Origin of the sequence: Murimonas intestini (assembly GCF_024622195.1) — a bacterium.
In the GTDB taxonomy this organism is placed as follows: Bacteria; Bacillota; Clostridia; order Lachnospirales; family Lachnospiraceae; genus Murimonas; species Murimonas intestini.
Genome location: NZ_JANKBI010000024.1, coordinates 22,642 through 48,381, shown reverse-complemented (window position 1 = coordinate 48,381; position 25,740 = coordinate 22,642). Strand labels below are relative to the sequence as shown.

Below are 25,740 nucleotides of genomic sequence, written 5' to 3'. Positions count from 1 at the left end.
AGAGGTAACGGTATGAAAAATAAGGGTAAGAAAAAGCGGGAGGCGCTGGGAGCAGTCCCTTTTATGCTGCCCAGCTTCTTAGGCATGATAGTCTTTAGTCTGCTTCCTATTGTTGTGTCTATTATCATGAGCTTTACTGACTGGGATGGGCTTGAAAAATTAAATCTGAACACTCTGGTAAGCCATTTTGTGGGACTTGACAACTATGCACAGATTCTGGGAGGCAAAGAATTCTGGGCAGTCCTGGGGCATACCTGCTATTATATTGTATTATATATCCCGCTTGTATTTATTGCTTCACTTGCCATTGCCACGCTGCTGAATAAGGCGAGGAGAGGGGTATCGGTATTTCGGGTCATGTATTACATACCAGTGCTGACCTCCTGGGTGGCAGCCAGCCTGATATGGAAATGGGTGCTGAGTCCCCAGTATGGTATTTTAAACCAGCTGCTGGCAGTTATCGGGATCACAGGTCCTAACTGGCTGACCAGTGAAGTCTGGGCCATGCCCGCGATAGTTCTGGCCTCTGTGTGGAAGGATATGGGGTTCTTTGGACTTTTCCTGCTCTCAGGACTGCAGTCTATTGACAAGACCTTTTATGAGGCTGCAAAGGTTGACGGAGCCGGTAGGATAAGGACATTTTTTCAGATTACCATACCTCTGCTGACTCCTTCTATATTTTTCTGCCTTGTCATGGCGCTGATAAACGCGTTCCAGCTGTTTCCACAGGTCATGATCATGACGGAAGGGGGACCTAACGGGGCCACGCAGGTAATGGTGGAGCGTATCTATACTTACGGTTTCAGTTACTTCAGGATGGGATATGCCGCCGCATTTTCATGGCTCCTCTTTATTATAATCTTTGCGCTGACTTCAGTACAGCTGAAGCTGCAGAAAGGCTGGGTGCACTATGAATCGTAAAAAAATATGGGGCAGTGTCGGGTACTATTTTTTGACGACTTTAATTGCGGTCATTGTCATGATCCCGTTTTTCTGGATGATCTCCACATCCCTGAAGAGCAAGGGGGCCCTGATGGCTATGCCTATCCAATGGATACCAAAAGAGCCTACCACGAAAGCGTACTCGCAGGTATTTACTATGTTTCCGTTTCTGAAAGCTGCCGGAAACAGCCTCTTTATCACGTTTACATATACACTGATCACAGTGATCTCTGCATCTATGGCGGCTTTTGCATTTACGAAAATAAAGTTTCCGTTTTCGGAGAAGCTATTTAAGGTATATCTGGCATCAATGATGATACCTACACAGGTGACGCTCATCCCGCTGTTTATTATAATGAATAAACTCCAGCTCATAAATAAATATCCAAGTGTGATACTGCCCTCTCTGTTCAGGGTATTTGGAATATTTCTGCTGGTACAGAATATGAGGTCGCTGCCGGATGATTTTATAGAGGCAGCCAAGATAGACGGAGCCAATCTTTTCAGGATATACAGAAAGGTGATACTGCCGCTGTGTATGCCCACTATCGCTACACTGTGCATCACTACGTTCATGGACTGCTGGAACGATTACCTGTGGCCGCTGCTGATGCTGACTGATAAAAATAAGATGACGCTGACCCTGGCCTTAAACAGCTTAAACGGACAATATGGAACTGCATACAATGTGCTTATGGCAGGCAGCCTTCTGTCGATGATACCAATAATCTTAGTATATATAATTGCCCAGACCCAGTCTAAAAAAGGTTCTATTGAGGGCGGCGTGAAAGGATAAGATATGATATTAAAATATTGCTATGGAAATCCTCTGGAGACAGAGGCTGTAATTGAAAAAATCAGATTGACAGAGAGCGTGCCGGCAGAGGACGGCGTATTGCCGGAGAGCGGCCTGGACTGTCTTAAAATGAAAGAGGGAGGATGCGGATTTACCTGCAGCCTGAGCGAAAATGATATTGTATACGGTCTGGGGCAGCAGATAAGAGGGATCAATAAACGGGGCTGGGTCTACGAGAGCTGGTGCTCAGATGATCCTGATCATACAGAGAATAAAAGATCCCTGTACGGTGTCCATAACTTTTTGATCATTGACGGAAAAGAATGCTTTGGGATCTTTGTGGACACACCACAGAGAGTGCGGTTTGACATCGGATATACAGACCGGGATATCCTTGATGTGTCCATGGCGGCGAATGACTATTATCTGTATCTGATAAAAGGGGATGACCCTGAAAATATTGTAAAAGAATTCCGCAGGATAACAGGGAAGAGCTACATTCCTCCGAAATGGGCTTTTGGATACGGCCAGAGCCGCTGGAGCTATAGGGATGAGGATGAAGTCAGGGAGGTAGTCCGCAGGCACAGAGAAAACAATATTCCCCTTGACAGCGTTTATCTGGATATAGACTATATGGAAAGGTATAAGGATTTTACAGTCAATGAGGAAACCTTCCCGGATTTCGCAGGATTTGCAGAAGAAATGCGGGAACAGGGAATACATCTGGTGCCAATCATAGATGCCGGAGTGAAAATAGAAGAAGGGTATGACATCTATGAGGAAGGTACAGAAAAAGGGTATTTCTGCCGCAAGGAGGACGGGACATACTTTACGGCCGGAGTGTGGCCGGGACGTGTGCACTTTCCCGACATGCTGAATGATGAGGCAAGGGAATGGTTCGGCAGCAAATATAAGTTTCTGCTGGACCAGGGGATTGAAGGCTTCTGGAATGACATGAATGAGCCGGCCATCTTTTATTCAGAGGACCATCTGAATGAAGTATTTGAACAGCTGGAGGAATATAAGGACAAGAACCTGGATGTGAATACATTTTTTGAATTCCAGGATCTTGTAAGGAGTATTGCCAACAACCCTGAAGATTACAGGAGCTTTTACCACCAGTATAAAGGGGAGAAGATAAGGCATGACAAGGTTCACAACCTCTTCGGGTATTACATGACAAGAGCGGCAGGGGAAGCATTTGAGAGGCTCATGCCTGAGAAAAGAATACTTATGTTTTCCAGGTCGTCGTATATTGGCATGCACCGTTACGGGGGTATCTGGATGGGAGATAACCATTCCTGGTGGTCACATCTGCTCCTGAATATCCATATGCTGCCGTCCCTGAATATGTGCGGATTTTTGTATACAGGTGCAGATCTGGGCGGTTTTGGCTCAGACGCAACAGAGGACCTTCTGATGCGCTGGCTGGAGCTGGGTATATTTACGCCTCTTATGAGAAACCATTCTGCATCAGGTACGAGAAGGCAGGAAGCATACCAGTTTAAGAAGCTGGAAAGCTTTGCTGGTATCATTGGGCTGAGATACGGGCTGCTCCCATATCTGTACAGTGAATATATGAAGGCTGCCATCAAGGATGAGATGCTCTTCCGTCCCCTGTCTTTTGTATACAGAGATGACAGCCAGGCAAAGCTTGTGGAAGACCAGCTGCTGGTGGGAGAAAGTATAATGATCGCCCCTGTATATGAGCAGAATGCCCAGGGACGCTGTGTATACTTGCCGGAAGATATGAAAATGTACCGCATGCGCAGCCTGGAGGATATGGATACAGAGATCATGGAAAAGGGATACCACTATATCCAGGCCAAACTGGACGAAGTCCTTATGTTTATCAGGCCGGACCATCTGGTGCCTGTATCCTCAGGGGGCCGCTGTGTGGAAGAAGTAGACGAGAACAGGCTGAGAGTACTGGGATATATAAAAGATGGCGCCGAATATGAACTGTATCAGGACAACGGATATGAGAAGGATTACAATATACAGAGGCATACATCTGTAATTGTTTTGACGCCAGGCGGCCAGCTGGAGGAGACATCCTGCTGGAAGCAGATGCCGGATGGAATGATTGTAAAAAAGTAGAATAAAGAACAGCCGGATGAGCTGTCTTAACCGCTGCAAAGCCGCATAAATATTATATTTGTGCGGCTTTGGCGGTGAGAAAATTCCGATTGCAGTTTTATGACACCTGATGCTTCTTAAATCCCAGCTTTGCCAAAGGAAGCATGATCACTGCCAGAGCAGCATACAGAATCGTCCTGACGTAAAAAGCGTCTAAAACAAAGCTTCCAAATTGGTAAGATATATATTTGCTGACTTCGGGCATGGAGGCACGGTATGGCAGCAGAAACAAAGTCTGATTGTATATTCCCGAGGTACCATCAGGGGACAGGAAGATGGGAATAAAAAGGACAGGCACAAGCACAGTCAGCACAATATACGGACTTTTCATTTTTGCGGATAAGAGCAGCGTCAAACTGATCATGGCTATCAGGATCATATATACAACACCCAGACTAATTAGTGTGGCCTGCAGAAATGTATAGGGGTAAGGTACAGTTGTGCCTGCAGCCTGCAAAGGCAGGTTCCATCCATCTGCGCCAAATGCTGCAAGAGGTATTCCGAAGGCGGCTATAATATGAAGCGTAAAGGCAAGCAGTCCAAACAGAAGCGAAGCTATGATTTTTGCTGCTGGCAGTTTTGTTTTGCCGTATTTTGCAGATAAAATCACGGCATCTGTTCCGGCCTGATATTCACCGGAAAAAACAGGGGCAAGCACGATACATATTGCCAGAAGTGCAAACATCAGCAGCTCAAAGCTGCTTATGATTGTTGTCCACGCTTCATGGTAGCCGTATTGAAAAGGTTCTTCCACATTGCTGTTCATCTTCCGCCAAAACGCTTTTTGTTCTTCGGACAATTCACGGGACGGAGTATTAAGCAGCTTTTCAATCTTATCTTCCCTTGCCTGATAGAAGTCTGTACCTCCTCCTGTTATGTCCAGATCCGGCAGTTTATTATATCCAGCGCTTTCACCTGGAGCAGCATATGTTGAGGCGATCGTATTAAGCAGTTTTTCTCTCGGAGCGATATTGTTCCAGTATGCGTCACCTATTAAAAATTGTTCATTTCCGTCATAGCCCACATTATTGGGATCCTTAAAAAGTTCTTGTACCTCACGGACTGTCTGGGTGATATATTCATTTGTCAAAAGAACAGATACAGCTGAGAATTGCTCTTTCTCATAGGCAATACCTTTAGTTCCTTTTAGTACACCGTCTTTATTGTATGTCTGAAACTGCAGAACCGGAAGACCAAAAAGGAAGGCTGTTACAAGCAGGCTTACAGCCATGATGATCAATGTAGATTTTTTTCGCAGTATTTTTAGAAATTCACATCTTACCAGCATTTTACTACTCACTCCTTTCATTCTGAGCTTCTTCCCCAAAATAGTACAAGAATAGATCCTCTAAACTCGGCGGAACGGTAAATGCACCCGCAGCCGGGGATGTTTCATGGATAATGCGCAGACGCACCATATTGTTTTCGTGGTGGAGATTGACTACGGAAAAACGCCTGCTATATTCTGCGGCTTCACGGCTGTCCGCCACAATCTCCCATACCTTGCCGTCAATGCAGTCAGTAACGGTAGCCATAGGTTCCTGCAGTAAAAATCTGCCATCCTTCATCATTAAGATCGTATCTGCAATATAGGAAACATCAGAAACAATGTGGGTGGATAAAATGACGATTTTTTCCTTTGCAAAGTCAGATATCAGATTACGGAAGCGCACGCGTTCTTTCGGGTCAAGCCCGGCCGTGGGTTCGTCCAATACAAGAATGGACGGATCGTTCAATTCAGCCTGTGCTATTCCTAACCGCTGCTTCATTCCGCCGGAGTAGGACCTGATCTTTTTATTTGCCACATCACTTAAATTAACCATTTCTAATAATTTCTCAGTGCGTGTTTTGGCTTCTTTTTTGTCAAGTCCTTTTACTGCCGCCATATAGAGCATAAATTCACGGGCGGTAAAGTCAGGATAAAATCCCAGATCCTGCGGCATATAGCCCAAATGAGAGTAATAGCGCTGCCCAAGATCTTCAATGGTTTTCCCATTTAAATATATATTGCCGGAAGCAGGCCTTAGTACGCCGCATATCATTCTCATTAAAGTTGTTTTCCCAGCACCATTTGCGCCGAGCAAACCATATATGCCTGGTTTTAAAACAGTGCTCACATCATTGACAGCGTATTTTGTACCATAGCGTTTACTCAAATGCTGTAATTGTAATTTCATTGCGGACCTCCCTATATTTAATTATAGGCGCATAAAAAAGAAAGCAGCCTATGCTTTATAGAATAGACTGCCTGTCTTATGTGTGGTTTTTTCCTGTCTTAATTTAACCTTAATTAGTAACTGTTCAGTACCTTCACAGTTACATGCAAAAATCCATTTAAAATCGCCTCCGGCGATGGGATTTTTGCACCCTTGAATCATTTTCTTACGGTCTGTGCAGTAAATGCACAGACCTGCTGAATAGTTGCCTTAGTTATCAGCATTCTCATTTTTCAGCGGGAGTATGATTAAAAACTCCGTACCCCTGCCGGGTTCGCTGCTGACTGTAATATCGCCGCCGTGAAGTATTATAATCTGCTTTGCAATTGCAAGGCCAAGGCCGCTGCCCTCCGGCTTTTTTTGAGTATCTGTACCTCTGTAATAACGGCGCCATAAGCCTGACAGCTCCGCTTGACTCATGCCTTTCCCATTATCACGGATGGAAATATGAAATCTGTTTTCAGATACTTTACTGACGGATATTTTTACTTTTGTATCAGGGCCATTATGCACAAGGGCATTGATAATAATGTTTTGAACAGCGCGGCAGATCAGATCAGGGTCAAACTCTGCTGTCATTTCCGGCATACTGCTTTCAAACTCTATCACACGTTCCGAAAAACCAGGATCATTTGCAATATCGATCACTAATTCTTTTAAGAAACGTATGGTCCTGATTTTTTGCGGGGTATATGGGATAACACCGGCCTCAAGCTGATATGTCAGCTTCAGGTCATTTATCAGATTTTCAATATAGGTTACGTTTTTTAAGATGATTTTCCCATAGTCACGAACCGTCTTTCGGTCAGGGCTGCTGCCGTCCGTAAGAAATTCAGCATATCCTTTTATGGGGGAAAGGGGTGTTTTTAAATCGTGAGTAATATTTGCAATCCACTCTTTTCGGGTGCGGTCTGTCTCTTCCTGGATTTCGCTGCTGCGCCTTATTTCCATGTCCATCTGATTCAAGGCGCCGTAAACCTCGCCGAATATACCTGTTTCCTTTGCAGGCTTATAGCAGTGAAGGGATATCTTTCTAATACTGTCCATGATGGCTGATAATTTCCGTGAGAGCCAAAAGGCATATACAAATGCACAAATAACAAGCATACAGGCAGCGATCAATATTATATTTCTCACCATTGGCGACAGCCGGGCTACGTTTTCGCCATTATAGTATAACGTATATTTTCCTACGGCATATGGAAAGCCTACTATATAATTCAAAGTTTTATCGGAATCTTCAAAGCTGCTGATAAAAAGAGTATTTCCATCTTCAGATTTGCCTGCAGCAAGAGTTACAAGTTCCGAAATACTGTATTCTGCCGGATAGTTTTCTGGCTTATTGTGGGAAAATACCTCCTGTCCTGCTTCATCAATAATCTGTACCCATAATCCATATTCATCTAATCTGTCAAGTCCGATCTCCTTTACACTGACGGTTTCATCTTCATACTCTATCCATATAGAAAAATTGTTGGTAAATGTATTTGGCCATGAAGCAAGGCTTAGTCCCTCCGGCTCCGGAATGGAAAAGGCATAGTAAAACATACCGATTGCCAAAGCTACGATTATGAGGAATAAGGCGGACAGAAAAGCGATGATACGCAATAAGGGACTATATTTTAGTCTGTTTTTCATAGGGATTCACCAACTTATAGCCTAATCCTTTCATTGTAATGATATATTCAGGAGCTGCCGGATCACTCTCCAGCTTCTCCCTCAAATGCCGGATATGCACCATGATCGTGTTGTCACAGCCAAAGCTGTCCTCCCCCCAAACTGTTTCATACAGACGTTCCCTGCTGATAACACGCCCGGTATTCTGGGCTAAATAATGTAAAATTTCAAACTCACGTGCAGTTAATCCTATTTCCCTGTTGTCTTTCATAATGCGGCAGCCGTCCGGGTCAATGGTGATTGCCCCAATTTTAATCAATTGGGCCTGTACCGGGCTCTGTTTATACTCAGCCCGGCGCAGCTGCGCTTTTACACGGTAAGCTATTTCTTTTGGGCTGAAAGGCTTTGTTACATAGTCATCGCCCCCGACAGCCAGGCCAAGTATTTTATCAACTTCATCATTCTTTGAAGAGAGAAACAAAATAGGGCAATGAGAAAACTGCCTGATCTGTCTGCAGACCTCATAACCGTCCAGATCCGGCAGCATGACATCTAAAATAATAATGTCCGGCTGTTCTTTTTTGCAAAAATCTACAGCGTTTAACCCTGTTGTAACTTTGATTATGTTGTGAAAGCCTTCAATTGTTAATGCTTTTTCAAGCAAGTCTAAAATATCCTGCTCGTCATCCACAACCATTATTTTATATTTATTCATCAGATATATTCCTTTCGTGATGGTAACTGTTTGGCATCTTCACAGTTACATGCAAGAGGCGTGACTTTTTGTGCAAAGTTTTTCCTGTATATGGCGGGGCTGTACCCAAAGTGTCTGCGGAAGGTTTCTGTATAGTAGCTGGGGCTGCAGAATCCTGTGTCGCAGCCTATTTCCGCGATGCTCATATCAGTCTCCCGCAGCAGTTCCAGGCTTTTGTCCAGCCTGTAGTCTGTCAGATACCCGTTAGGCGTCTTGTGCAGATAACTCTGGAAGATAGAACAACAGCTGCTCTTGCACACGTTTCCGGCAGAGGCTATTTCATCCAGGGATATTTTTTCACGGTACCGGTTTTGTATAAAACCCATCATATCCCTGAGGGATGTCAGCCTCTGGCTGGGCTTGGGCGCCTGTTTTACCGCCGGAGGCATATGCTCATATAGTATCGCCCATATATGAAAGAAAAGGCTCTGTATCCGGAGCATAGATGCCGGTTCTGATTTATCATAATATATCTGCCGTACAGAGGCAAGTATCTCATTTTCCCAGCAGGTATCAGAGGATAAGAACCTGTAAGCAAAGTCTGCATTTGACAATACAGGAGAAACATAATTTTCTTCCATCTCCCTTGTAGTACAGAGCAGGACAGGATGAAGCAGGACACAGATAAATTCACACTCGGAGAAATCTTTAGAATATCCATAATGCAGCTGACGGGAATTCACAAAAATGCCGCTGCCCTCCTTCAAAGTTACTATATTTCCATTTACATTATAATTCATATGCCCGGACAGTACTGCAATAAGTTCCACATCATCATGCCAATGGCTAGCTGCGGCATAATTGGGATAGTAGGAGAGGTACCCTTTACGGGCATACACAGGAAAGTGCGGAGTATCATAATGTACCCTCTCTGAGCGGTCATCTTTTAAATCAATAGTAATATTCATATTCTGCTACGTCATAACCTTTCTGCCGAAGGATGTCCGGCTTACTATGGAACTATTATAACATAGAATAGAAGATTGTTATAGGATTATGTAATATGTTGATTGTTGAGGGAGGGGGGATGGAATATTATTATAGTGTTTAGGGGAGGAGAGGAGGACGCTTTGCATTTTATGATGTGAATCAGCTGGAGGGGCAGGTGTGGGGAGAGGTTCGCGGTTCAGTCCAAACCGCTGCGGAGTGAAACTCTAAGGCTCCGGAATCTGCTTGAACCGCGAAAGTCGGCCGGAAACTCGGTCCGTTTGCCTGATGCAAACGCCCCTCAGACAGCTCCGGCCTTGAGCGCAAGCGCTCACTTTCGCTGACCGCAGATACCAGAGCCTAAGAGTTTCATCTTCCTCGCTACAGTCCTTCACCACAAACCTCTCCCCACACCTGCCCCTCCCGCTGATGCCAAGTTTATCGGTGCAAAGCTGGCTCCTGCAATGAGGCTGGGGATGGGTGGGACCACTACGTTATTGGATTTCAGTAAATATGTTGGAAACGATTATTATCTGGGATCAAAATATTATATATGATATTTGATTTCTTTATATTTATATTGAATCAGGTACTAAATTTGTAGGTATATTGAATCGTATTTTGAGAATATCGGATTTTAAAAGCGGGGATCTTATAGGAAAAATTTTAATAAAGTTTTTTTCTATACATAGTAGTTTTTCACATCCACTACAGCCTGTTTATAACAGCCAGCTTTGTGCCGAAAAACTTGAAGCTGTCAGGCAGGGCAGGGAAGGGGGTCAGGGTGGCGGACTATAGTGAGGACATGAAACTCTTAGGCTGCGGGGAACGCGATTAGCAAAAACGAGCGCTTGCGCTCGAGGCCGGAGCTGTCTGAGGGGCGGTTGCATCGGCAAACGCACCGAGTTTCCGGCCGCTTTTTGCGGTTCTAGCGTTTCACGCAGCCTTAGAGTTTCAGGACGCAGCGGTTCGGACAGAACCCTGACCCCCTTCCCTGCCCTGCCTGACAGCTCACTATCCATCAACACAAAGCGTCTTGTTACTATCTTAAACAGCAATTTTCGAACAGGAGCATAAAAACATGAATTATAAGAAAGATTTCTACAAAAAATTAATGACCCTCGTAATCCCTATTGCATTTCAGCAGTTTATGCTGGCGGCGGTCAGTGCTTCTGACGCGGTTATGCTGGGGGCGGTGAGTCAGAATGCACTTTCGGCCGTATCACTGGCAGGGCAGATCCAATTTGTATTTAACCTTTTTCTGGCCGCACTTACTATTGGAACCAGTATGTTTGCAGCACAATACTGGGGGAAGGGGGATACAGATTCTGTTGAAAAGATCCTGGGGATCGTATTGCGTGTATCTGCAGCGGTCGCAATCGTATTTTTTGCAGGCACGCTGCTGATTCCGGGATATCTGATGAGGATCTTTACGCCGGAACAGGACCTGATCGAGAAAGGCGTGCTCTACTTAAGGATCGTGGGGGCTTCTTATCTGCTTACGGGGGTCTCACAGATATATCTCTGTATAATGAAAAATAGCGGACATGCGGCAAAAAGCACTGTGATAAGTTCCAGTGCAGTAATACTGAATATTGTTCTGAATGCAGTATTTATATTTGGGCTGCTGGGTGCCCCTGAAATGGGAATAGCGGGAGCGGCCATCGCAACAGTGATTTCCAGGTGTGTTGAGCTTTTATGGGTGCTGGCTGAATCCATGAAAAAAGGATACATCAAGATAAGGATTTCATATCTACTGCACAAGGATAGATTATTGAGTAAGGATTTGTGGAGATATACTATGCCTGTCTTGGGAAATGAGCTTGTGTGGGGGTGTGGTTTTACCATGTATTCTGTGATCATGGGGCATCTGGGAACGGATGCGGTGGCAGCTAATTCTGTTGCCAACGTGGTTAAAAATCTGATTGCCTGTTTCTGTATGGGACTGGGCAGCGGAGGCGGAATCATTGTAGGAAATGAACTGGGGCGCGGAGAATTGGAGAAAGCCAGAGAATATGGCAGACGGCTATGCGAAATGTCTATTATCAGCGGACTTTTATCAGGGCTTCTGCTTCTGGCCCTGAGTCCGGCAATTATGAGAGCTGCCAGCCTCAGTACACAGGCGGAGGATTATCTGGGATGGATGCTGGCCATGTGTGCTTTTTATATGGTTGGGAAATCAGTGAATTCCACCACCATTGCCGGTATTTTCTGTGCCGGAGGTGATTCTAAATTTGGTTTTAAATGTGATGCAGTGGTGATGTGGCTGATAACCGTGCCTCTGGGGTTTGCAGCAGCATTCTGGCTGAACCTGCCTGTTGCTGCCGTCTACTTTATTATAAATATGGATGAGATGATCAAGCTTCCGGCAGTCTATAAACACTACAAAAAGTATATATGGGTGAAGGACCTCACCAGGTGCAGGGACTCCGCAGCTGATCAGATACAGCCCGCCAGTCCTGTCAGCCTTCGGAAGGCAGAATCTGATTAGAAGACTGAATCTGATTAGAAGGCAGGATCTGATCGGAAGGGAGGATTCGGTCAGAAGGAGACAGCGGCGGGAATGGCACACTATTTTGAACAGTACAGGTCAGGATCTCAGCCTGTACTGTTCAGGCGTCATGCCTTCCTTTTTCTTGAATACTCTGAAAAAGTATTTTACATTATCATATCCCACAGATTTTGCAATCTGGTACATCTTGCGGTCCGTTGCAGACAGCATTTCTTTAGATTTTTCTATCCTGACAGAGTTTACATAATCCACGAATTTCTGGCCTGTTCTTTTGCGGAACAGGTGGCTGAAATAATCAGGATTCAGATAAAAATAGCAGGACATCAGCTCTGTGGTAAGATTTTTCTGGTAATTTCTTTCTATATAAATTCTGGCTTTTTCAATTACATCATCCACTGCATATACATTATTATTATTTAAGGCTGTGGTCAGATTAGTAAAGAAGTTCTGATAGTATTCTATCAGTTCATCCAGGCTGAATATGCTTTTTACAATATTCTGCATGCTGATGGAGGGCTTAAACTGCTTGGAATAATAATTCATAATTGGCCAGCATTGGTTAGTCAGGCTGTACAGATAGTATTTAACATCGCCAAGTGTCAGTGACTGTGCGGAAAGACAGCAGCGGCTTAAGTCATACAAAAGCTCCCTCACCTGCACGTTCATTCCTGATTCAAGGCGGAACAGAAATTCATCTTTTTTCTCCCAGGCAATCTCCTGGAAATCCTTTTCTCCTGTATAGAAAAAATAATATTGCTGGCTGTCATAGAGAGGCTGGGTATTCAGTGCGGTACAAGTCTCATCGTAGGCTGCGGGAAGCTGGTCCAGACAGCTGTGCATGCCGCTGATGCCGAACCGGACATAGACCTTATTATCATTTAAGAGGGCGGAGAGCCCCTGCATGATCTGGCAGCAAAGTTCACGGCTTCTGGGAATACTGGGGCCGGGGACTGACAGGAGGACAAAACCCTGGTACAGGTTATTCAGGTGTGCCAGGTACAGAGCGATCTCGTGAAAGCCTGAGTCATCCAGATAAGCCTGGACGGCTGCTCCGTCAAGAGGATTAGTGGCGTTGAAGGTTATCAGGAATAGCCCTTCCTGAGCATTTAGAAATCCCAGCTGGGAAGATGTGATTTCCACTGAGTCCACGGGATTTCCAAGGACAAGGTTCCGGAGCATCTGGAGATCATATTCATAGTAAGCCTGTTCCTTTGCTTTTTCGCTGCTGGAGATCTGCATATTTATAGTTGCGGCACTATTTAGACGTTCCATCGCCTTTTGCACTGTCTCCTGCATTTGTTTTCTGGAAAAGGGTTTAAGAACATAGTCAATGGCATTGGCGGACATGGCAGTCTTGATGTAGTCAAAATCTTTGTAGCCGCTGATGACGATAAGCTGCAGGTCAGGATAATGTGCAGTGAGGTAGGGGAGCAGCTGAGAACCGGACATGATGGGCATCTGCATGTCAATGATGGCTATATCAGGCATGGAAGACTCTATCAGGCTGACAGCGTCCCGGCCATTGGCAGCCTCCCCGCAGCAGGAGAGCTTGCCGGACAGAGGCTCCAGCATTTTTTTGATACCGGAGCGGATGACTGATTCATCATCTACAATAATATATCGGAACATTTATTTTCCCTCCAGAATAGGTAATTTTATAGTGATCGATGTGCCATGCCCGGGACTGCTGTCTATAGAGAGACCATAGTTGTCCCCATAATAGAGGCGGATACGGCTGTCTATATTTTTGATACCGATCCCGCTGTTGCTCCGGTGTCCCAGCTCGGTGAATGCAGCTTCCTCCTTCAGAGAACTCAGAAGAGCATCCAGCTGTCTGTCTGTCATGCCCTGTCCATCGTCAGCTACGGTGAGCAGGATAAAGGGCGGCTTCAGTGAACCTGTTATTTCTATCAGACTTCCCACCTGGCAGTTTTGCAGGCCGTGGATGATAGCGTTTTCCACAAGCGGCTGAAGGATAAGCTTCAGGACATTCAGTGACATCATGGATTCAGGCAGGTTAACCGTGAAACGGAATGCATTGTCAAAGCGGATGGACTGGATCATAATATAGTCGTTTACATGGTTCAGCTCATCCCGGATCGTGACAAGCTCGCTTTTTGTCTTAATGGCATAGCGGAACATATTGCCAAGTGATATAGACATAGTTGAGAGACGTTCACTTCCGTCTATCTCAGCAATACTGCTGATAGAAGCCAGGGTATTAAATAAAAAGTGAGAATTGATCCGGGCCTCCAGAGACTTCATCTGCGCGTCCAGGGTGATCAGTTTGTTCTGGTACTCATTTTTTATGTAGGTATTCAGTTTCTCGGCCATATTATTGTATTCATTATACAGAGTGCCTACCTCATCAGTACGGTCGGGATACTCGTGGGCGGGAATCAGACCACTGCCCTCCTGTCTTGACATGATATGGCTCAGATGAATGATCGGCTGGGTCAGGTAATGAGACAGCACATAAGCCAGAACCAGGGAGATCAGGAGGCTCGTCAGGGCCAGGGCGATCAGTATCAGCCCGGTCAGGTTGAATTCTCTTGAGAGGCGGTCGTAGTTAATGGCTGCTGTAAGCTCCAGAGAAGAATCACGGATGCCGGCAGACATTGTCTGCGTGCTATGCTTTAAAAAGTCTCCCTGCCCGTTATCTGTATTACTGATGTATACGGTATCCTGTGTATCTGTATTTTTCAGTTCAAAGGTTACGATGTCCGGCAGTGCATTGAGATTGCTCAGATCAAATATTTCAGGGGAGCAGTTCATTAACAGTACACCCAGATATTTGTGGGAATAGATATCATAGAGGTATTTAGCGAAAAACACGGAATCATCTCCCCCTGTAAACATTGTATCATGAGAGGAAATATTGCTGATATACAGCTGGCCTTTTAAGGCAAAGGCTTCCTGGAACCAGTCCTCTTCTGCAGGATCATATTGGTACAGGAGCTTTGATCTAGAGTTTCCGTCATAATTAAAAGTCACGCCGCTGGGTGTGAAGATATACAGACCATATATAAAATCATATGTATTCAGGATATTGGAGCAGAGATATTTCATATTCTGCTTAGTCTGGTAGATGGCAAGGGGGGAAGTGTCGGCGTCCTCACCTGCATAAGGCTTCAGATTCTGAATCAGGGAATTATTTCCATTCGAATAAAAGGTAAATAAATCTGCAGCACGCCTGACATCCTCCAGAGCATCGTTTGTCTGCTGGACTGCCTTGCCGAAGATGTTTGCGGAATACTCATCCATCTGGTTCTGGGTTGTTGTGTAGTAACGGTAATAAGCCACAGATGATATTAATAATATGGGGACTGCGGCAATCAGAAAGAATATGATAAAGAATTTACTGCGCAGCTTCATGAAGGTAATCTCCTGTCTAAAAATCTAAGAAAAGTATACCACACGTCCTCTGAAAAGTATACCGGGACTTTGCTATAATGAAATCACCAACAGGAAAGACTGTAAAACAAATAAGAAAACACAAGAATTGGGAGGAACAACATGAAAAAAAGGATTTTAACATTAATGCTTGGTTTAACAATGACTGTGTCTGCAATGGCAGGCTGCAGCTCATCCGCAGACAGCACAGAAGCGGCACCCGCAGAAGAGAAAGCAGGAAACACACAAGAGACAGCTGCAAAAGAAAATATTTCCGCTGATAAGGTGACAGCGGATGCGGGAGGAGAAAAGGCATCGATCAGGGTACTTTCTGCCATGCAGATCGTAGATGAAGAGATGATGCAGGAATTTATGGATGCCAATCCTGACATTACTGTAGAATTTGAATATGTGGATTCAGGAAATTATTCAGCTAAATTCGCAGCGCTGGCATCTGCCAATGAACTGCCGGATGTATTTTGGACCCAGACAGGATATTATTGTGACCAGATCAAGGAGGGACTGCTGATGGACCTGTCAGATGCCATGGCATCCAACTCCTATGAAGGTGACAAGGCGTGGAAGGATACTTTTATTCCGAACCTTCTGACTAATTTTGAAAATATTGCTCTGAGCGGATGCGGGGAGATGGAATCATACGATTACGGAGTGCCGTTTACAATGACTACAGTGGCAGTTATGTATGATAAAAAGATATACGATGATCTGGGACTTTCTGAGCCGGAGACGTGGGACGCATTTATGGATAACTGCAAAGCCGTGAAGGACGCAGGCTATACGCCTCTGACAGTACAGAGCAATGTCTGTGCCGACTGGATCCCAAGGCTTCTGTGGGACCAGTACTGCCGTGATGAGATTGAAGTACAGGGACTTAGCTTTGCGGATAAAGGCATGACCTTTGAAGCTGAATCTGTAAAGAAAGGACTGAGCCAGTTTAAAGAGATGTGGGATGAAGGATATCTGGCAGAGAATTATTTTACAGCTGACATTGATACAACAGCCCAGATGTTCCTTCAGGGAGAGCTGGCACAGGTACTGATCGCACCGGATAAGATCTCATATATTATGGATAATGCACCGGAGACAATGGAGCTGGCTACATTTGCTCTTCCAGGAGCTGCAGGGCTTCCATCCAGATCTTTGGGCGGTTCCAGCAATATCTTTGCAGTGAGCGCCGATACAAAGGAGCCGGAGGCAGCTGTCCGCTTCCTGAAATATCTGACCTCCAGGACAAATTTTGAGACTGCAGAAACTTTGAAATATTCTAACTCCGGGCTTGAGGGAGTGGACAAGGGAGAAGAGCTGAACCAGATACTGGCAGGGTATGCAAAAGCGGCGGACGGCGGCTTCTGCCCGGATGTATTTGTTCCGACAAACGCCAGCACTGAGATAAGCAGCCAGTTCAGGGATGACCTGCTGCCAAATTACCTTCTGGGAGATATCAGTCTGGAAGATGTATGCAGCCGGCTGCAGGAAATGTATGATTCCTACCTGGAAGATCTGTAAGGGATGAAGCTGCTGCCCTGGCTGGGCCGGGCAGCAGCTGTCCGGCCGCATCTGAAAAGCAACGGAGGAAAAGAAATTGAAACATAAAACAAAAAATTCGTTATTAAAAGATTTAAAGGAAAGTATACCAGGTTACCTGCTGGTACTGCCTACCATAGCCACGCTGATCATTTTTTTGTATATCCCGTTCTTTAATGCATTCAGAATCAGCTTATATAAATATAAAGGCTACGGGGCACTTACAAAATTTATCGGGCTTGACAATTATGTGACAGTATTGAAGGATAAACATTTTTATGAGGCATTCCTACATACCTTTGAGCTGATCGGATGTGACCTTGTTATATCTATAATCATTGGTTTTCTGCTGGCTTATGTGATGTTCAGGGGAATCAGGTTTAAACGGTTTTTTAATACATCTCTTTTTATCCCTTACCTGATCTCTATGGTAGTGGTGGGATGTATCTGGAAGATACTGTATGATCCCACGATCGGTCCGCTGAACCAGCTGCTCAAAGCAGTCGGGCTGGAAAGCCTGGCGCAGGCGTGGCTGTCCCAGAAGTCCACATCTCTGCCATCTATCATCATCACCTGGATATGGCGCACCATACCCTTTAATATGCTGATCTGTTACGCAAATATCATGAATCTGTCAAAGGACTATCTGGAAGCTGCGGACATCGATGGTGCAAACCAGTGGCAGAAGCTGCGCTACATTATTATTCCGCATATGAAGCCTACATTTATGACGCTTGCTATCCTTACTGTCACAAATGACTTAAGAGCATTTGACCTTATATGGGTTATGACAAAAGGAGGACCCGGCGGGGCTTCAGATGTCATGACTTCGTATGTATACTCAAAGGCATTTGTCTCACAGCAGTTTGGGGCTGCAACCTCAGCCTCCATTATTATGATGGTGGTCATGATAGGGCTTACTGTTCTGCTTCAGGTGGCCAAGGGAAGAAGAGGAGGCGGGGAGAATGCATAGACAGAAAAAAGAAAAAGGCAGAAGTAAGAATGTATCTGTTTTTGTATTCATCATTGTACTTCTGTATGCACTTATTTCATTATATCCCCTTATCTGGGTGGTGCTGCAGTCATTTAAAACTGAGCCGGAATTTTTGAGCAGCATCTGGTCACTGCCGTCCTCCCTCCATCTGGATAATTACATTACGGCGTTTACTAAAGGGAACCTGGCAGTCTACCTGAAAAATACTGTCATCAATACAGGTGCTACACTTGTAGTGGAGATCGTATTTATCACTCTTGCAGCATTTGCTTTTTCTAAACTGAAGATGAAGTTTAAAAATGTGATATTTTATATGATACTTATCAATATGCTGATCCCGACGCCGATCATACTTTTGCCTATGTACCTTCAGGTAATTAACCTGAATATACAAAATACACTGGCGGCTATTGTATTTCCATATTTTCAGGGTTTTGCCCCTCTGGGACTGATCCTGCTGAAGAATTATATGGATGGCATCCCGAATGAGATTATTGAAGCGGCCAAGATAGACGGCTGTTCCACCCCAAGGATACTGCTGAGCATAATGGTGCCTCTTGTAAAGCCAATGATGGTCACTCTGGCTATACTGGGAGGGATGAGCGCCTGGAATGAATATATGTGGGCACTGGTGTCCATAAGTGACACTTCAAAGTATACTCTTTCCGTGGGCATTGCGATCCTGAAGGACAAGATATCAACGCTTGGATATACACCTGTGCTGGCTGCACTGACTGTGGGGGCAATGGTATTTGTAATTATATATCTGGCAGCGCAGAAGACCTTTGTGCGTTCCATCACGGAAGGTGCCGTAAAAGGCTGATCTTACAGGGAGGAATATATGAACAGAGAATTAGAACTTAAGAAGGAGGATGGCCGTAAACAGGCATCCTCCTTCTCAATAGAAGAGTTTAGAAAACCGTCTGCCAGACACCGGGGCATGCCTTTCTGGGCTTGGAATACCAGGCTTAAAAAAGAAGATCTGGAATGGCAGATCGAGCAATTCCGGGATATGGGCATGGGAGGATTTTATATCCACACCCGCGTAGGTCTGGACACCCCTTACCTGGGGGAAGAATTTATGGACTGCGTAAAGAAAAGTGCCATGCTTGCAAAGGAGAAGGGACTTTTCTGCGGCCTGTATGATGAGGACCGGTGGCCTTCAGGTTATGCGGGAGGAATGGTGACAAAGAACAAAGAGTACCGCTGCAAGGCTCTTCTTATCACACCTTACCGTCAGGGCACCAAGCAGTATAAAAAACCTGAATTTGATTCAAGGGCAGCCTTTTCTCCTCAGGGGAATGGAATGTTTCTGTCAGCATACCAGGTGAAGCTGGACAGTGAAGGAAGACTTGAGGATTACATCAGATGCTGTGAAAATGAAGCTGAAAAAGAGGGATACAGGCTCTGGTACGTATATGTGGAGACAGCTTACGACAGTCCCTGGTTTAATGATCAGGCATATGTAGATGCATTGAATGAGAAAGCTATCGCCTGCTTTCTGGAAACAACGTATGAAAAATATTATGAAGCCCTGGGTGATGAATTCGGAGTCACCGTCCCCTCTATTTTTACAGATGAACCCCAATTAATACCGAAAGGGACTCTTGGCAGGGCAAAAGGACTGGAAGAAGTGATGCTGCCCTGGACAGGAGATTTTAAAGAGACCTTCGCACAGGAATACGGGGCGGATATTCTGGAGCATGTACCGGAGCTGCTCTGGGAGCTGGCAGGAAATCAAGTATCCCGGTACAGGTACTGGTACCACGACCACGTGACACAGAGATTTTCACAGGCATATGGCAGACAGGCAGGGAAATGGTGCAGGGAGCACAGGATCAGTCTGGGCGGACATATGATGGAGGAACCAGCGCTTCAGTCACAGACAAAAGCACTGGGCGAAGTGATGCGAAGCCTCAGCGGCTTTACATTGCCCGGGATCGACATGCTATGTGATGCCAGGGAGTATACGACGGCCAAGCAGGCACAGAGTATTTGCCATCAATATGGAAGAGAAGGAGTCATCAGCGAGCTGTACGGGGTGACAAACTGGGATTTTGACTTCAGGCGCCATAAGCTGCAGGGAGACTGGCAGGCAGCCCTGGGTGTGACAAACAGAGTACACCATCTGAACTGGATGAGTATGGCAGGGGAAGCTAAGCGGGATTACCCTGCGGCCATCGGTTTCCAGTCCCCATGGTACAGAGAGTATCCAGTGGTGGAGGATCATTTTGCCAGAGTGAATACAGCTATGAAGAGCGGAAGACCTGTGGTGCGAATAGGTGTTATCCACCCTGTGGAATCCTACTGGCTGTATTTTGGGCCGAATGACCAGACAGGGGGAATACGGGAAGAGCTGGAAACCAGATTTACACAGATCACAGAGTGGCTGCTGTTTGGAAATCTGGATTTCGATTATATATCTGAAGGCCTGATACCGGAGCTTTGGGATGGAAGACGGCTGGGCGCCATGGATTATGATATTATCCTGATTCCCGGATGTGTGACGCTCAGGGGTACGACTCTTCGTATGCTAAAGGATTTTCTTGACCTGGGAAAGCAGGTCTTATTTTTGGGAGAAGTTCCACAGCTGGTGGATGCAAAGGAGAGCAGGGAGGCAAAGAATCTGGCAGAGAGGTGCCTGCATGCAGAATTCACAGAACGTGCAGTGATGGAGGTACTTGAAGAGTACAGATTCCTGGATATCAGATATTTTGGCGAGAAACACCTGAAGAAACCAAATCACAAGAAAAACTGGAACGGAGAACGTGCGAAAAAGTATCTTTGCCAGGTCAGACAGGAGGAAGAAGGAGTCTGGGTATTTCTGGCTAATGGAAAAGCTCTGGAAAACCAGGATCTTATTCTGCCGGATGATCTGGAAATAAGATTTAAAGGCCTGTGGAAAGCGGTTATCTATGATACCCTGACGGGGACAGAACATAAGGCAGATGTCCTGCATGGACATGGGGCTACTTATCTGAATATAAGGATGTACGAGCAGGACAGCCTTCTGCTTTTGCTCATTCCGCTAAGTGGGGATAAGGCTGTATGTACTCAGGACATATCAGGGCAGGACAGGGGCATCTCCGGCAGTAAAATGCCGGCGGTACTCTGGGAAAAAAATCTGTTCCGTGAAAAGGTGGATATTGTATCAGAAGAGCCGAATGTGCTTCTGCTGGATCTGGCAGAGTATATGTTTGATGATGATGCGGACAGCGCCGGAGGACCGGAGGAGATCCTGCGCATAGACAATATCTTCAGGGAAAAGCTTGGTTACCCGCTGCGCAGGGCAGCTCTGGCACAGCCATGGACAGTAGAAAATAAAGAAGCAGAAAGGCATATCCTGTGCCTGAAATATATCATCCAATGTGCTGATGAGTTGAAAGGCATTAGCCTGGCTCTGGAGGCGGCGGAAAATACAGAAATTTTTCTGGATAGGAAAAGGCTTGAGAAGAAGATCACGGGGTATTATGTGGATCCCTGCATCAGCAGTGTCTTATTGCCGGACTTGTCTGAGGGTACTCATGAATTGCTGCTGAAGGTCAGCTTTGGCAGAAAGATAAACGTAGAGCCTTGCTATTTGCTGGGAGAGTTTGATGCAGAGCTGCAGGGGTCAGCATCCATACTCCGCAGGAAACGCAGCAGATATTCATGGCAGGGAATAGATGGGCAGGGGATGCCTTTCTACGGAGGTAATTTTGTATACAGAACAGAAATACAGCTGGATGAGGGATATTATGAGGCGGAGGTATCTAAGTTCAGGGCACCGCTCATTCTCGTAAAAGTAGATGGCAGTACTGCAGGCAGAATAGTATATTCCCCATACAGGGTCACATTTAATATCACAGAAAAAAAATCTCATGTGATAGAGTTTTATGTATTTGGAAACAGGGTAAATACATTTGGCGCTGTCCATAATTGTGATGAGAGGGAAATCTATTTTGACCCCAACGCCTGGCGGACGTCTGGTGAGGGATGGTCATACGAATACCAGCTGAAGAAGGCAGGGATCTTAAAGGCTCCTGTTATCAGAAAGCTGTCAGATAAATCAGAAGAGAGGCAGGAATAGGAAATGTTAGCAATTAAATATGAAAAGCCATGGGATGTAACGTGTGTAAATACAGAGAAGCCAGCGCCGGGGCAGGGGGAGGCACTGATAAAAGTCAGGTCTGCCGGCATATGCGGCAGCGACATAGGGGCATTCAGGGGAACTAACCCTCTTGTTACATATCCCAGGATCATTGGACATGAAATAGCGGGGGAGATCATATCCATCCCTGAAAATAAAAAAGGCTTAAAGGCAGGGGATCATGTGATCGTGGATCCTTATATGTACTGCGGCGCCTGCTATCCTTGTTCCCTGGGCAGGACAAACTGCTGTGAGGACCTGAAAGTGCTGGGAGTCCATGTGGACGGGGGGATGTCAGAGTATTTTACACATCCTGCAGATATGCTTTGGAAGCTTCCTGATGATATGCCCTGGGAACTGGCCCCGATTGCGGAGCCGCTGACCATTGCTCTTCACGGAATACACAGGGGCAGACTCAAAAAAGGAGAGCACGTGGCAATTATCGGTGCAGGCCCAATAGGAATACTGGCGGCAATGGGGGCGCTGGCTTACGGCGCAGAGCCTATTATGATTGACTTAGTGGAAGAAAGGCTGGAGGAGGCAAGGCGTCTTGGTGTCAGATACACGATCCAGTCAGGAAAAGAAGATGTGGCAGCAAAGACAGCCGGGTATACAGACGGAAGGATGGCAGAGCTTGTCATGGAATGCTCCGGAGCCAATGCAGCTATACAGATGTCTCTTGATATAGCGGCAAATGCCGGGCGTATTACATTCACCGGATGGCCGAAAAACGAAACACCGCTCATGACCGGGACGATTACAAAGAAAGAAGTGGATATCCTGGGGGCGAGGACAAGTGCAAATGAATTTGAGGAAGCTATTGAACTGATACATACAGGCAAAGTTGACGCGGGGAAAATACTGACAAAAGTCATCAGCCTGCAGGAGGCTCCGGAGGCTATAAGAGATATTGAAAAAAATCCGGGGAACTATATGAAAGTAAATGTTGTCATGTGAAAATGATATATCATCAGGAAGTATCTGAGGACTTCAGGCGTATATAAAAACAGAGAGTATAGGGCACAAGGGTGTCCATACTCTCTGTTTTTAGTAGTGATTGACACCAATGGATTCACCCGTTAGAATGAAACTAAGCCCGATACACCTGCATGCTGGAGCATTTTTCAAGCATGCTCAAGAGACGGCTGAATACAAGAAAAGTGACTGATTGCAGATGATGGAGATGGATGAAGAGATTAGGTGTCTGAAGGAATACAGAGACAAAAACAGGGATTATCCTGTGATATGGGCAAGATGCAGCCGAAGGCTGATAGAGCTGTACAGGCTGTCCGGGGAAGAAGCAGAGTACAAGGGGGAGCTTACTGATTATGTGCTGCATCACAGGCCGGAGCTGGAGCTGTACAGGGAATTAAAGAGCATATCACAGGAGGCAGAGTGGGAGGCAATAAGAGAAGAGCTCTTTGCCGGTGCGCCTTATGACTCGGCTAATTACATTTATTATGCGGAGGAAGGTTTGTATGAACGCATTCTGGACGGACTGCGTCATTCAGGTATTATATGCCAGCTGGACAGATATGAGCCTCTCCTGAGGGAACACTATCCCGCCCGGATCCTTCAGATGTATGAGGAATATGTAGTGATGAGGTCTGAGCCGGCCACAGACAGGAATACATACAGGCATCTGGTGGAATATTTAAAGAAGATGAAGAGCTATCCGGGCGGAGAAGAACGGGTGGATATGATCGTGCAGGACTGGAAGGCCAGATATGGCAGAAGGCATGCCATGATGGAAGAACTGGAGCAGCTTGAATGACATATGCATATGGGGAAAGGAGCAGGAGACATGAAGCTTTTATTAGTGGAAGATGAGGTTATGCTTTCTAAATTTTTGGCAAAGGGCCTGCGGAAGCTGGGATATGCAGTTGACTGTGCATATGACGGGGAAGAGGCTATGGATATGTACGAAATCAATGATTATGATCTGATGATCCTGGATCTGAACCTGCCTAAAAAGGATGGAATGGAAGTCCTTGAAACTATCAGAAAGAAAAACGGAGAGTTCAGGATACTTGTCCTGTCCGCCAGGAATGCAGTAGAGGATAAGATCGCCGGCCTGGACCTGGGGTGCAATGATTATCTGACAAAACCATTTGACTTTGCAGAGCTGGAAGCCCGCATCAGGAGCCTGCTCAGAAGAGAATTCAGGGTCAGGGACGTGAAGCTGCGCTGCGGCAGCCTGACTCTGGATACTGCGGCAAAAGCAGTATATGTGAAGGATGAAGAAGTGGCGCTGACGAAAAAGGAATATGCTCTGCTGGAATATCTGCTGAACCATATGGGGAATGTGGTCAGTACAGAGGAATTGATTGAACATGTGTGGGACAGTGACGCAGACTTATTTTCAAATTCATTTAAATTCCACATCCATTCATTAAAAAAGAAGCTGGATGGGGCAGGCGGGGCCGGGAGATATATTGTTAACCAGCGGGGACTGGGTTATAAGATATCGGAAGTGCAGGAGGAGAAGGAATGAAAAAAATAAGGACTCTGCAGTTTCAGATCACTCTTGTGGTGGGGATCCTGCTGGTGGCGGTCAGCATCATACTGACTGTAAATTCTATTTACTCTGCCAACAATTATTATGGCTTACTGCAGGACTATGAAGGTGAGTCTATAGAGCTGCTGCCGGAAATCGCTGCATCGGAGGCAATTTATGACCCGGAATTGATTGAGGAGGATAAAGTTACCTTTGCAGATATGATGATCTCCTTTTCAGTTCAGGGGCTGGTTGTCATGTTTGTTACAATAGCGGTTTCACTTCTGATCGTATACTGGATAACCGGAAAAATGCTGAGGCCGCTGTACCGGCTGACAGACTCTATACGCATCATTGATGAGAAGCATCTGCATAAAAGGCTGGAGAAAGTGCCGTCAACAGAAGAGATCGACCAGCTGACCAGATCCTTTAACAGCATGATGGACAGGCTGGAGGAATCCTTTCTGGTCCAGAAGAGATTTGCAGCCAATGCAGCCCATGAGTTAAAAACGCCTCTGGCAGTCATGAAGACAGGGCTGCAGGTATTAAAGATAGATGATGAGCCTTCACTGGAAGATTACGAGGAGGTCACAGACGGTATGGAGCAGAGCCTTGACCGTTTGATAAATACCGTGAACAGCCTTATGTTTCTGGCAGATGAAGGTTTGGCGGAGGAGTTTGAATCAAATTCACTTGGGGAACTTCTGGAGACGGCCGTTCAGCAGCTGGCGGGGAAGGCGGAGGAAAAAAAGGTCTCCATATATATGCAGTGCGGTGATTCCAGTATTATTGGAAGTCAGACGCTGCTGTACAGGATGTTTTATAATATTATTGAAAATGCAATTAAATATAATAAAGAGGGCGGAGAGATATATGTTAAGGCTGAACAGAAAGACCAGACCGTGACTGTTCAGATAAAAGATACTGGTGTGGGAATGGAGCCTGAGGATATTAAATATGTATTTGATCCGTTCTACAGGGCAGATAAGTCCCGTTCCCAGCAGATACAGGGGAGCGGGCTGGGGATGTCCATAGTAAAACTCATTGTCGAAAGATGCAGGGGCGATATTCGGATTGAGAGTGAGCCTGATGCAGGAACTACAGTAGAGGTACAGCTTCCGGTAAATACTGCCGGAACAGAAAAATAAAAAATTTTGAAAGCTTCAAAATCTAACTTTCTTCTAACTTTCTGTTTGTTATGATAGGCACGTAAACAAATACCGTAATCAATTTGGTTAGGAATATAATAAAAAATAGACAGGTAAAGGAGAAGATGATT

General features: G+C 45.6%; 19 protein-coding genes. 12 read left to right on the top strand and 7 right to left on the bottom strand.

Annotation, left to right across the window (positions count from 1 at the left end):
* Window positions 1-12 precede the first annotated feature (12 nt).
* The 3 genes from NSB28_RS23015 to NSB28_RS23005 are packed head-to-tail and all read left to right on the top strand — an operon-like array spanning window position 13 to window position 3,838.
* Window positions 13-921: a carbohydrate ABC transporter permease gene (locus NSB28_RS23015; protein ID WP_109627070.1), complete on the top strand. Its 909-nt coding sequence runs from the start codon at window positions 13-15 to the stop codon at window positions 919-921.
* A complete protein-coding gene (locus NSB28_RS23010; RefSeq protein ID WP_109627068.1) occupies window positions 911-1,738 on the top strand; it encodes a carbohydrate ABC transporter permease in 828 nt (275 codons plus the stop codon). Before NSB28_RS23015 ends, NSB28_RS23010 begins: the two co-directional genes overlap by 11 nt.
* A gap of 3 nt (window positions 1,739-1,741) precedes the next feature.
* The gene (locus NSB28_RS23005; protein WP_109627065.1) at window positions 1,742-3,838 is read left to right on the top strand and encodes a glycoside hydrolase family 31 protein; all 2,097 of its coding nucleotides are present in this window, start codon (window positions 1,742-1,744) and stop codon (window positions 3,836-3,838) included.
* 97 nt (window positions 3,839-3,935) lie between these two features.
* On the opposite strand, the gene NSB28_RS23000 is transcribed toward NSB28_RS23005, so the two are convergent.
* The 5 genes from NSB28_RS23000 to NSB28_RS22980 form a co-directional block, all read right to left on the bottom strand.
* Window positions 3,936-5,165: an ABC transporter permease subunit gene (locus NSB28_RS23000; protein WP_109627063.1), complete on the bottom strand. Its 1,230-nt coding sequence runs from the start codon at window positions 5,163-5,165 to the stop codon at window positions 3,936-3,938.
* A gap of 4 nt (window positions 5,166-5,169) precedes the next feature.
* Window positions 5,170-6,054 carry an ABC transporter ATP-binding protein gene (locus NSB28_RS22995; RefSeq protein WP_109627061.1) on the bottom strand — a complete coding sequence of 295 codons (885 nt, stop codon included), beginning with the start codon at window positions 6,052-6,054 and terminating at the stop codon, window positions 5,170-5,172.
* A 249-nt stretch (window positions 6,055-6,303) separates the two neighbouring features.
* Window positions 6,304-7,731, bottom strand: coding sequence for a sensor histidine kinase (locus tag NSB28_RS22990; RefSeq protein ID WP_109627058.1), 1,428 nt, complete (start codon window positions 7,729-7,731; stop codon window positions 6,304-6,306).
* Window positions 7,709-8,425 (bottom strand): response regulator transcription factor, encoded by a 717-nt coding sequence (locus NSB28_RS22985; protein ID WP_109627056.1) that lies wholly within the window; start codon window positions 8,423-8,425, stop codon window positions 7,709-7,711. The genes NSB28_RS22990 and NSB28_RS22985 overlap by 23 nt, the downstream gene beginning before the upstream one ends.
* Window positions 8,425-9,372, bottom strand: coding sequence for a helix-turn-helix transcriptional regulator (locus NSB28_RS22980; protein WP_109627053.1), 948 nt, complete (start codon window positions 9,370-9,372; stop codon window positions 8,425-8,427). The genes NSB28_RS22985 and NSB28_RS22980 overlap by 1 nt, the downstream gene beginning before the upstream one ends.
* Before the next feature lie 1,100 nt (window positions 9,373-10,472).
* On the opposite strand from NSB28_RS22980, the gene NSB28_RS22975 reads away from it, so the two are divergent.
* Entirely contained in the window at window positions 10,473-11,882 is a 1,410-nt protein-coding gene (locus tag NSB28_RS22975) for an MATE family efflux transporter (protein WP_109627051.1), read from the top strand.
* Between the two features lie 99 nt (window positions 11,883-11,981).
* Here NSB28_RS22975 and NSB28_RS22970 read toward each other — a convergent pair whose 3' ends face one another.
* Together NSB28_RS22970 and NSB28_RS22965 are read right to left on the bottom strand one after the other, a co-directional pair.
* Entirely contained in the window at window positions 11,982-13,532 is a 1,551-nt protein-coding gene (locus NSB28_RS22970) for a response regulator transcription factor (RefSeq protein WP_109627048.1), read from the bottom strand.
* Complete coding sequence (locus tag NSB28_RS22965; RefSeq protein ID WP_109627046.1) at window positions 13,533-15,278, bottom strand: sensor histidine kinase; 1,746 nt, start codon at window positions 15,276-15,278, stop codon at window positions 13,533-13,535.
* A 141-nt stretch (window positions 15,279-15,419) separates the two neighbouring features.
* Between NSB28_RS22965 and NSB28_RS22960 the strand changes: the two genes are divergently transcribed.
* The 8 genes from NSB28_RS22960 to NSB28_RS22925 all read left to right on the top strand — a co-directional run bounded on the left by NSB28_RS22960 (window position 15,420) and on the right by NSB28_RS22925 (window position 25,609).
* Window positions 15,420-16,823, top strand: a complete 1,404-nt coding sequence (locus NSB28_RS22960; RefSeq protein ID WP_109627043.1) for an ABC transporter substrate-binding protein — start codon at window positions 15,420-15,422, stop codon at window positions 16,821-16,823.
* Between the two features lie 76 nt (window positions 16,824-16,899).
* Window positions 16,900-17,814, top strand: a complete 915-nt coding sequence (locus NSB28_RS22955) for a carbohydrate ABC transporter permease (protein ID WP_109627041.1) — start codon at window positions 16,900-16,902, stop codon at window positions 17,812-17,814.
* Window positions 17,807-18,658, top strand: a complete 852-nt coding sequence (locus NSB28_RS22950; RefSeq protein ID WP_109627039.1) for a carbohydrate ABC transporter permease — start codon at window positions 17,807-17,809, stop codon at window positions 18,656-18,658. Before NSB28_RS22955 ends, NSB28_RS22950 begins: the two co-directional genes overlap by 8 nt.
* A gap of 18 nt (window positions 18,659-18,676) precedes the next feature.
* Complete coding sequence (locus tag NSB28_RS22945) at window positions 18,677-21,904, top strand: hypothetical protein (RefSeq protein ID WP_109627036.1); 3,228 nt, start codon at window positions 18,677-18,679, stop codon at window positions 21,902-21,904.
* Window positions 21,905-21,907: 3 nt separating this feature from the next.
* Window positions 21,908-22,921, top strand: coding sequence for a zinc-binding alcohol dehydrogenase family protein (locus NSB28_RS22940; protein ID WP_109627034.1), 1,014 nt, complete (start codon window positions 21,908-21,910; stop codon window positions 22,919-22,921).
* Between the two features lie 226 nt (window positions 22,922-23,147).
* Window positions 23,148-23,738, top strand: coding sequence for a hypothetical protein (locus NSB28_RS22935; RefSeq protein WP_257497718.1), 591 nt, complete (start codon window positions 23,148-23,150; stop codon window positions 23,736-23,738).
* Between the two features lie 30 nt (window positions 23,739-23,768).
* Entirely contained in the window at window positions 23,769-24,458 is a 690-nt protein-coding gene (locus tag NSB28_RS22930) for a response regulator transcription factor (protein ID WP_109627029.1), read from the top strand.
* Window positions 24,455-25,609, top strand: a complete 1,155-nt coding sequence (locus NSB28_RS22925) for a sensor histidine kinase (protein ID WP_109627027.1) — start codon at window positions 24,455-24,457, stop codon at window positions 25,607-25,609. Before NSB28_RS22930 ends, NSB28_RS22925 begins: the two co-directional genes overlap by 4 nt.
* Window positions 25,610-25,740: the final 131 nt, after the last annotated feature.

Bases quoted from the DNA above. Each gene is read 5' to 3' on its own strand.
- NSB28_RS23010 (WP_109627068.1), top strand. From the start codon at position 911: ATGAATCGTAAAAAAATATGGGGCAGTGTCGGGTACTATTTTTTGACG.
- NSB28_RS23000 (WP_109627063.1), bottom strand. From the start codon at position 5,165: ATGCTGGTAAGATGTGAATTTCTAAAAATACTGCGAAAAAAATCTACA.
- NSB28_RS22990 (WP_109627058.1), bottom strand. From the start codon at position 7,731: ATGAAAAACAGACTAAAATATAGTCCCTTATTGCGTATCATCGCTTTT.
- NSB28_RS23005 (WP_109627065.1), top strand. From the start codon at position 1,742: ATGATATTAAAATATTGCTATGGAAATCCTCTGGAGACAGAGGCTGTA.
- NSB28_RS22975 (WP_109627051.1), top strand. From the start codon at position 10,473: ATGAATTATAAGAAAGATTTCTACAAAAAATTAATGACCCTCGTAATC.
- NSB28_RS22965 (WP_109627046.1), bottom strand. From the start codon at position 15,278: ATGAAGCTGCGCAGTAAATTCTTTATCATATTCTTTCTGATTGCCGCA.
- NSB28_RS22970 (WP_109627048.1), bottom strand. From the start codon at position 13,532: ATGTTCCGATATATTATTGTAGATGATGAATCAGTCATCCGCTCCGGT.
- NSB28_RS22980 (WP_109627053.1), bottom strand. From the start codon at position 9,372: ATGAATATTACTATTGATTTAAAAGATGACCGCTCAGAGAGGGTACAT.
- NSB28_RS23015 (WP_109627070.1), top strand. From the start codon at position 13: ATGAAAAATAAGGGTAAGAAAAAGCGGGAGGCGCTGGGAGCAGTCCCT.
- NSB28_RS22925 (WP_109627027.1), top strand. From the start codon at position 24,455: ATGAAAAAAATAAGGACTCTGCAGTTTCAGATCACTCTTGTGGTGGGG.
- NSB28_RS22945 (WP_109627036.1), top strand. From the start codon at position 18,677: ATGAACAGAGAATTAGAACTTAAGAAGGAGGATGGCCGTAAACAGGCA.
- NSB28_RS22960 (WP_109627043.1), top strand. From the start codon at position 15,420: ATGAAAAAAAGGATTTTAACATTAATGCTTGGTTTAACAATGACTGTG.
- NSB28_RS22950 (WP_109627039.1), top strand. From the start codon at position 17,807: ATGCATAGACAGAAAAAAGAAAAAGGCAGAAGTAAGAATGTATCTGTT.
- NSB28_RS22985 (WP_109627056.1), bottom strand. From the start codon at position 8,425: ATGAATAAATATAAAATAATGGTTGTGGATGACGAGCAGGATATTTTA.
- NSB28_RS22935 (WP_257497718.1), top strand. From the start codon at position 23,148: ATGGATGAAGAGATTAGGTGTCTGAAGGAATACAGAGACAAAAACAGG.
- NSB28_RS22930 (WP_109627029.1), top strand. From the start codon at position 23,769: ATGAAGCTTTTATTAGTGGAAGATGAGGTTATGCTTTCTAAATTTTTG.
- NSB28_RS22995 (WP_109627061.1), bottom strand. From the start codon at position 6,054: ATGAAATTACAATTACAGCATTTGAGTAAACGCTATGGTACAAAATAC.
- NSB28_RS22940 (WP_109627034.1), top strand. From the start codon at position 21,908: ATGTTAGCAATTAAATATGAAAAGCCATGGGATGTAACGTGTGTAAAT.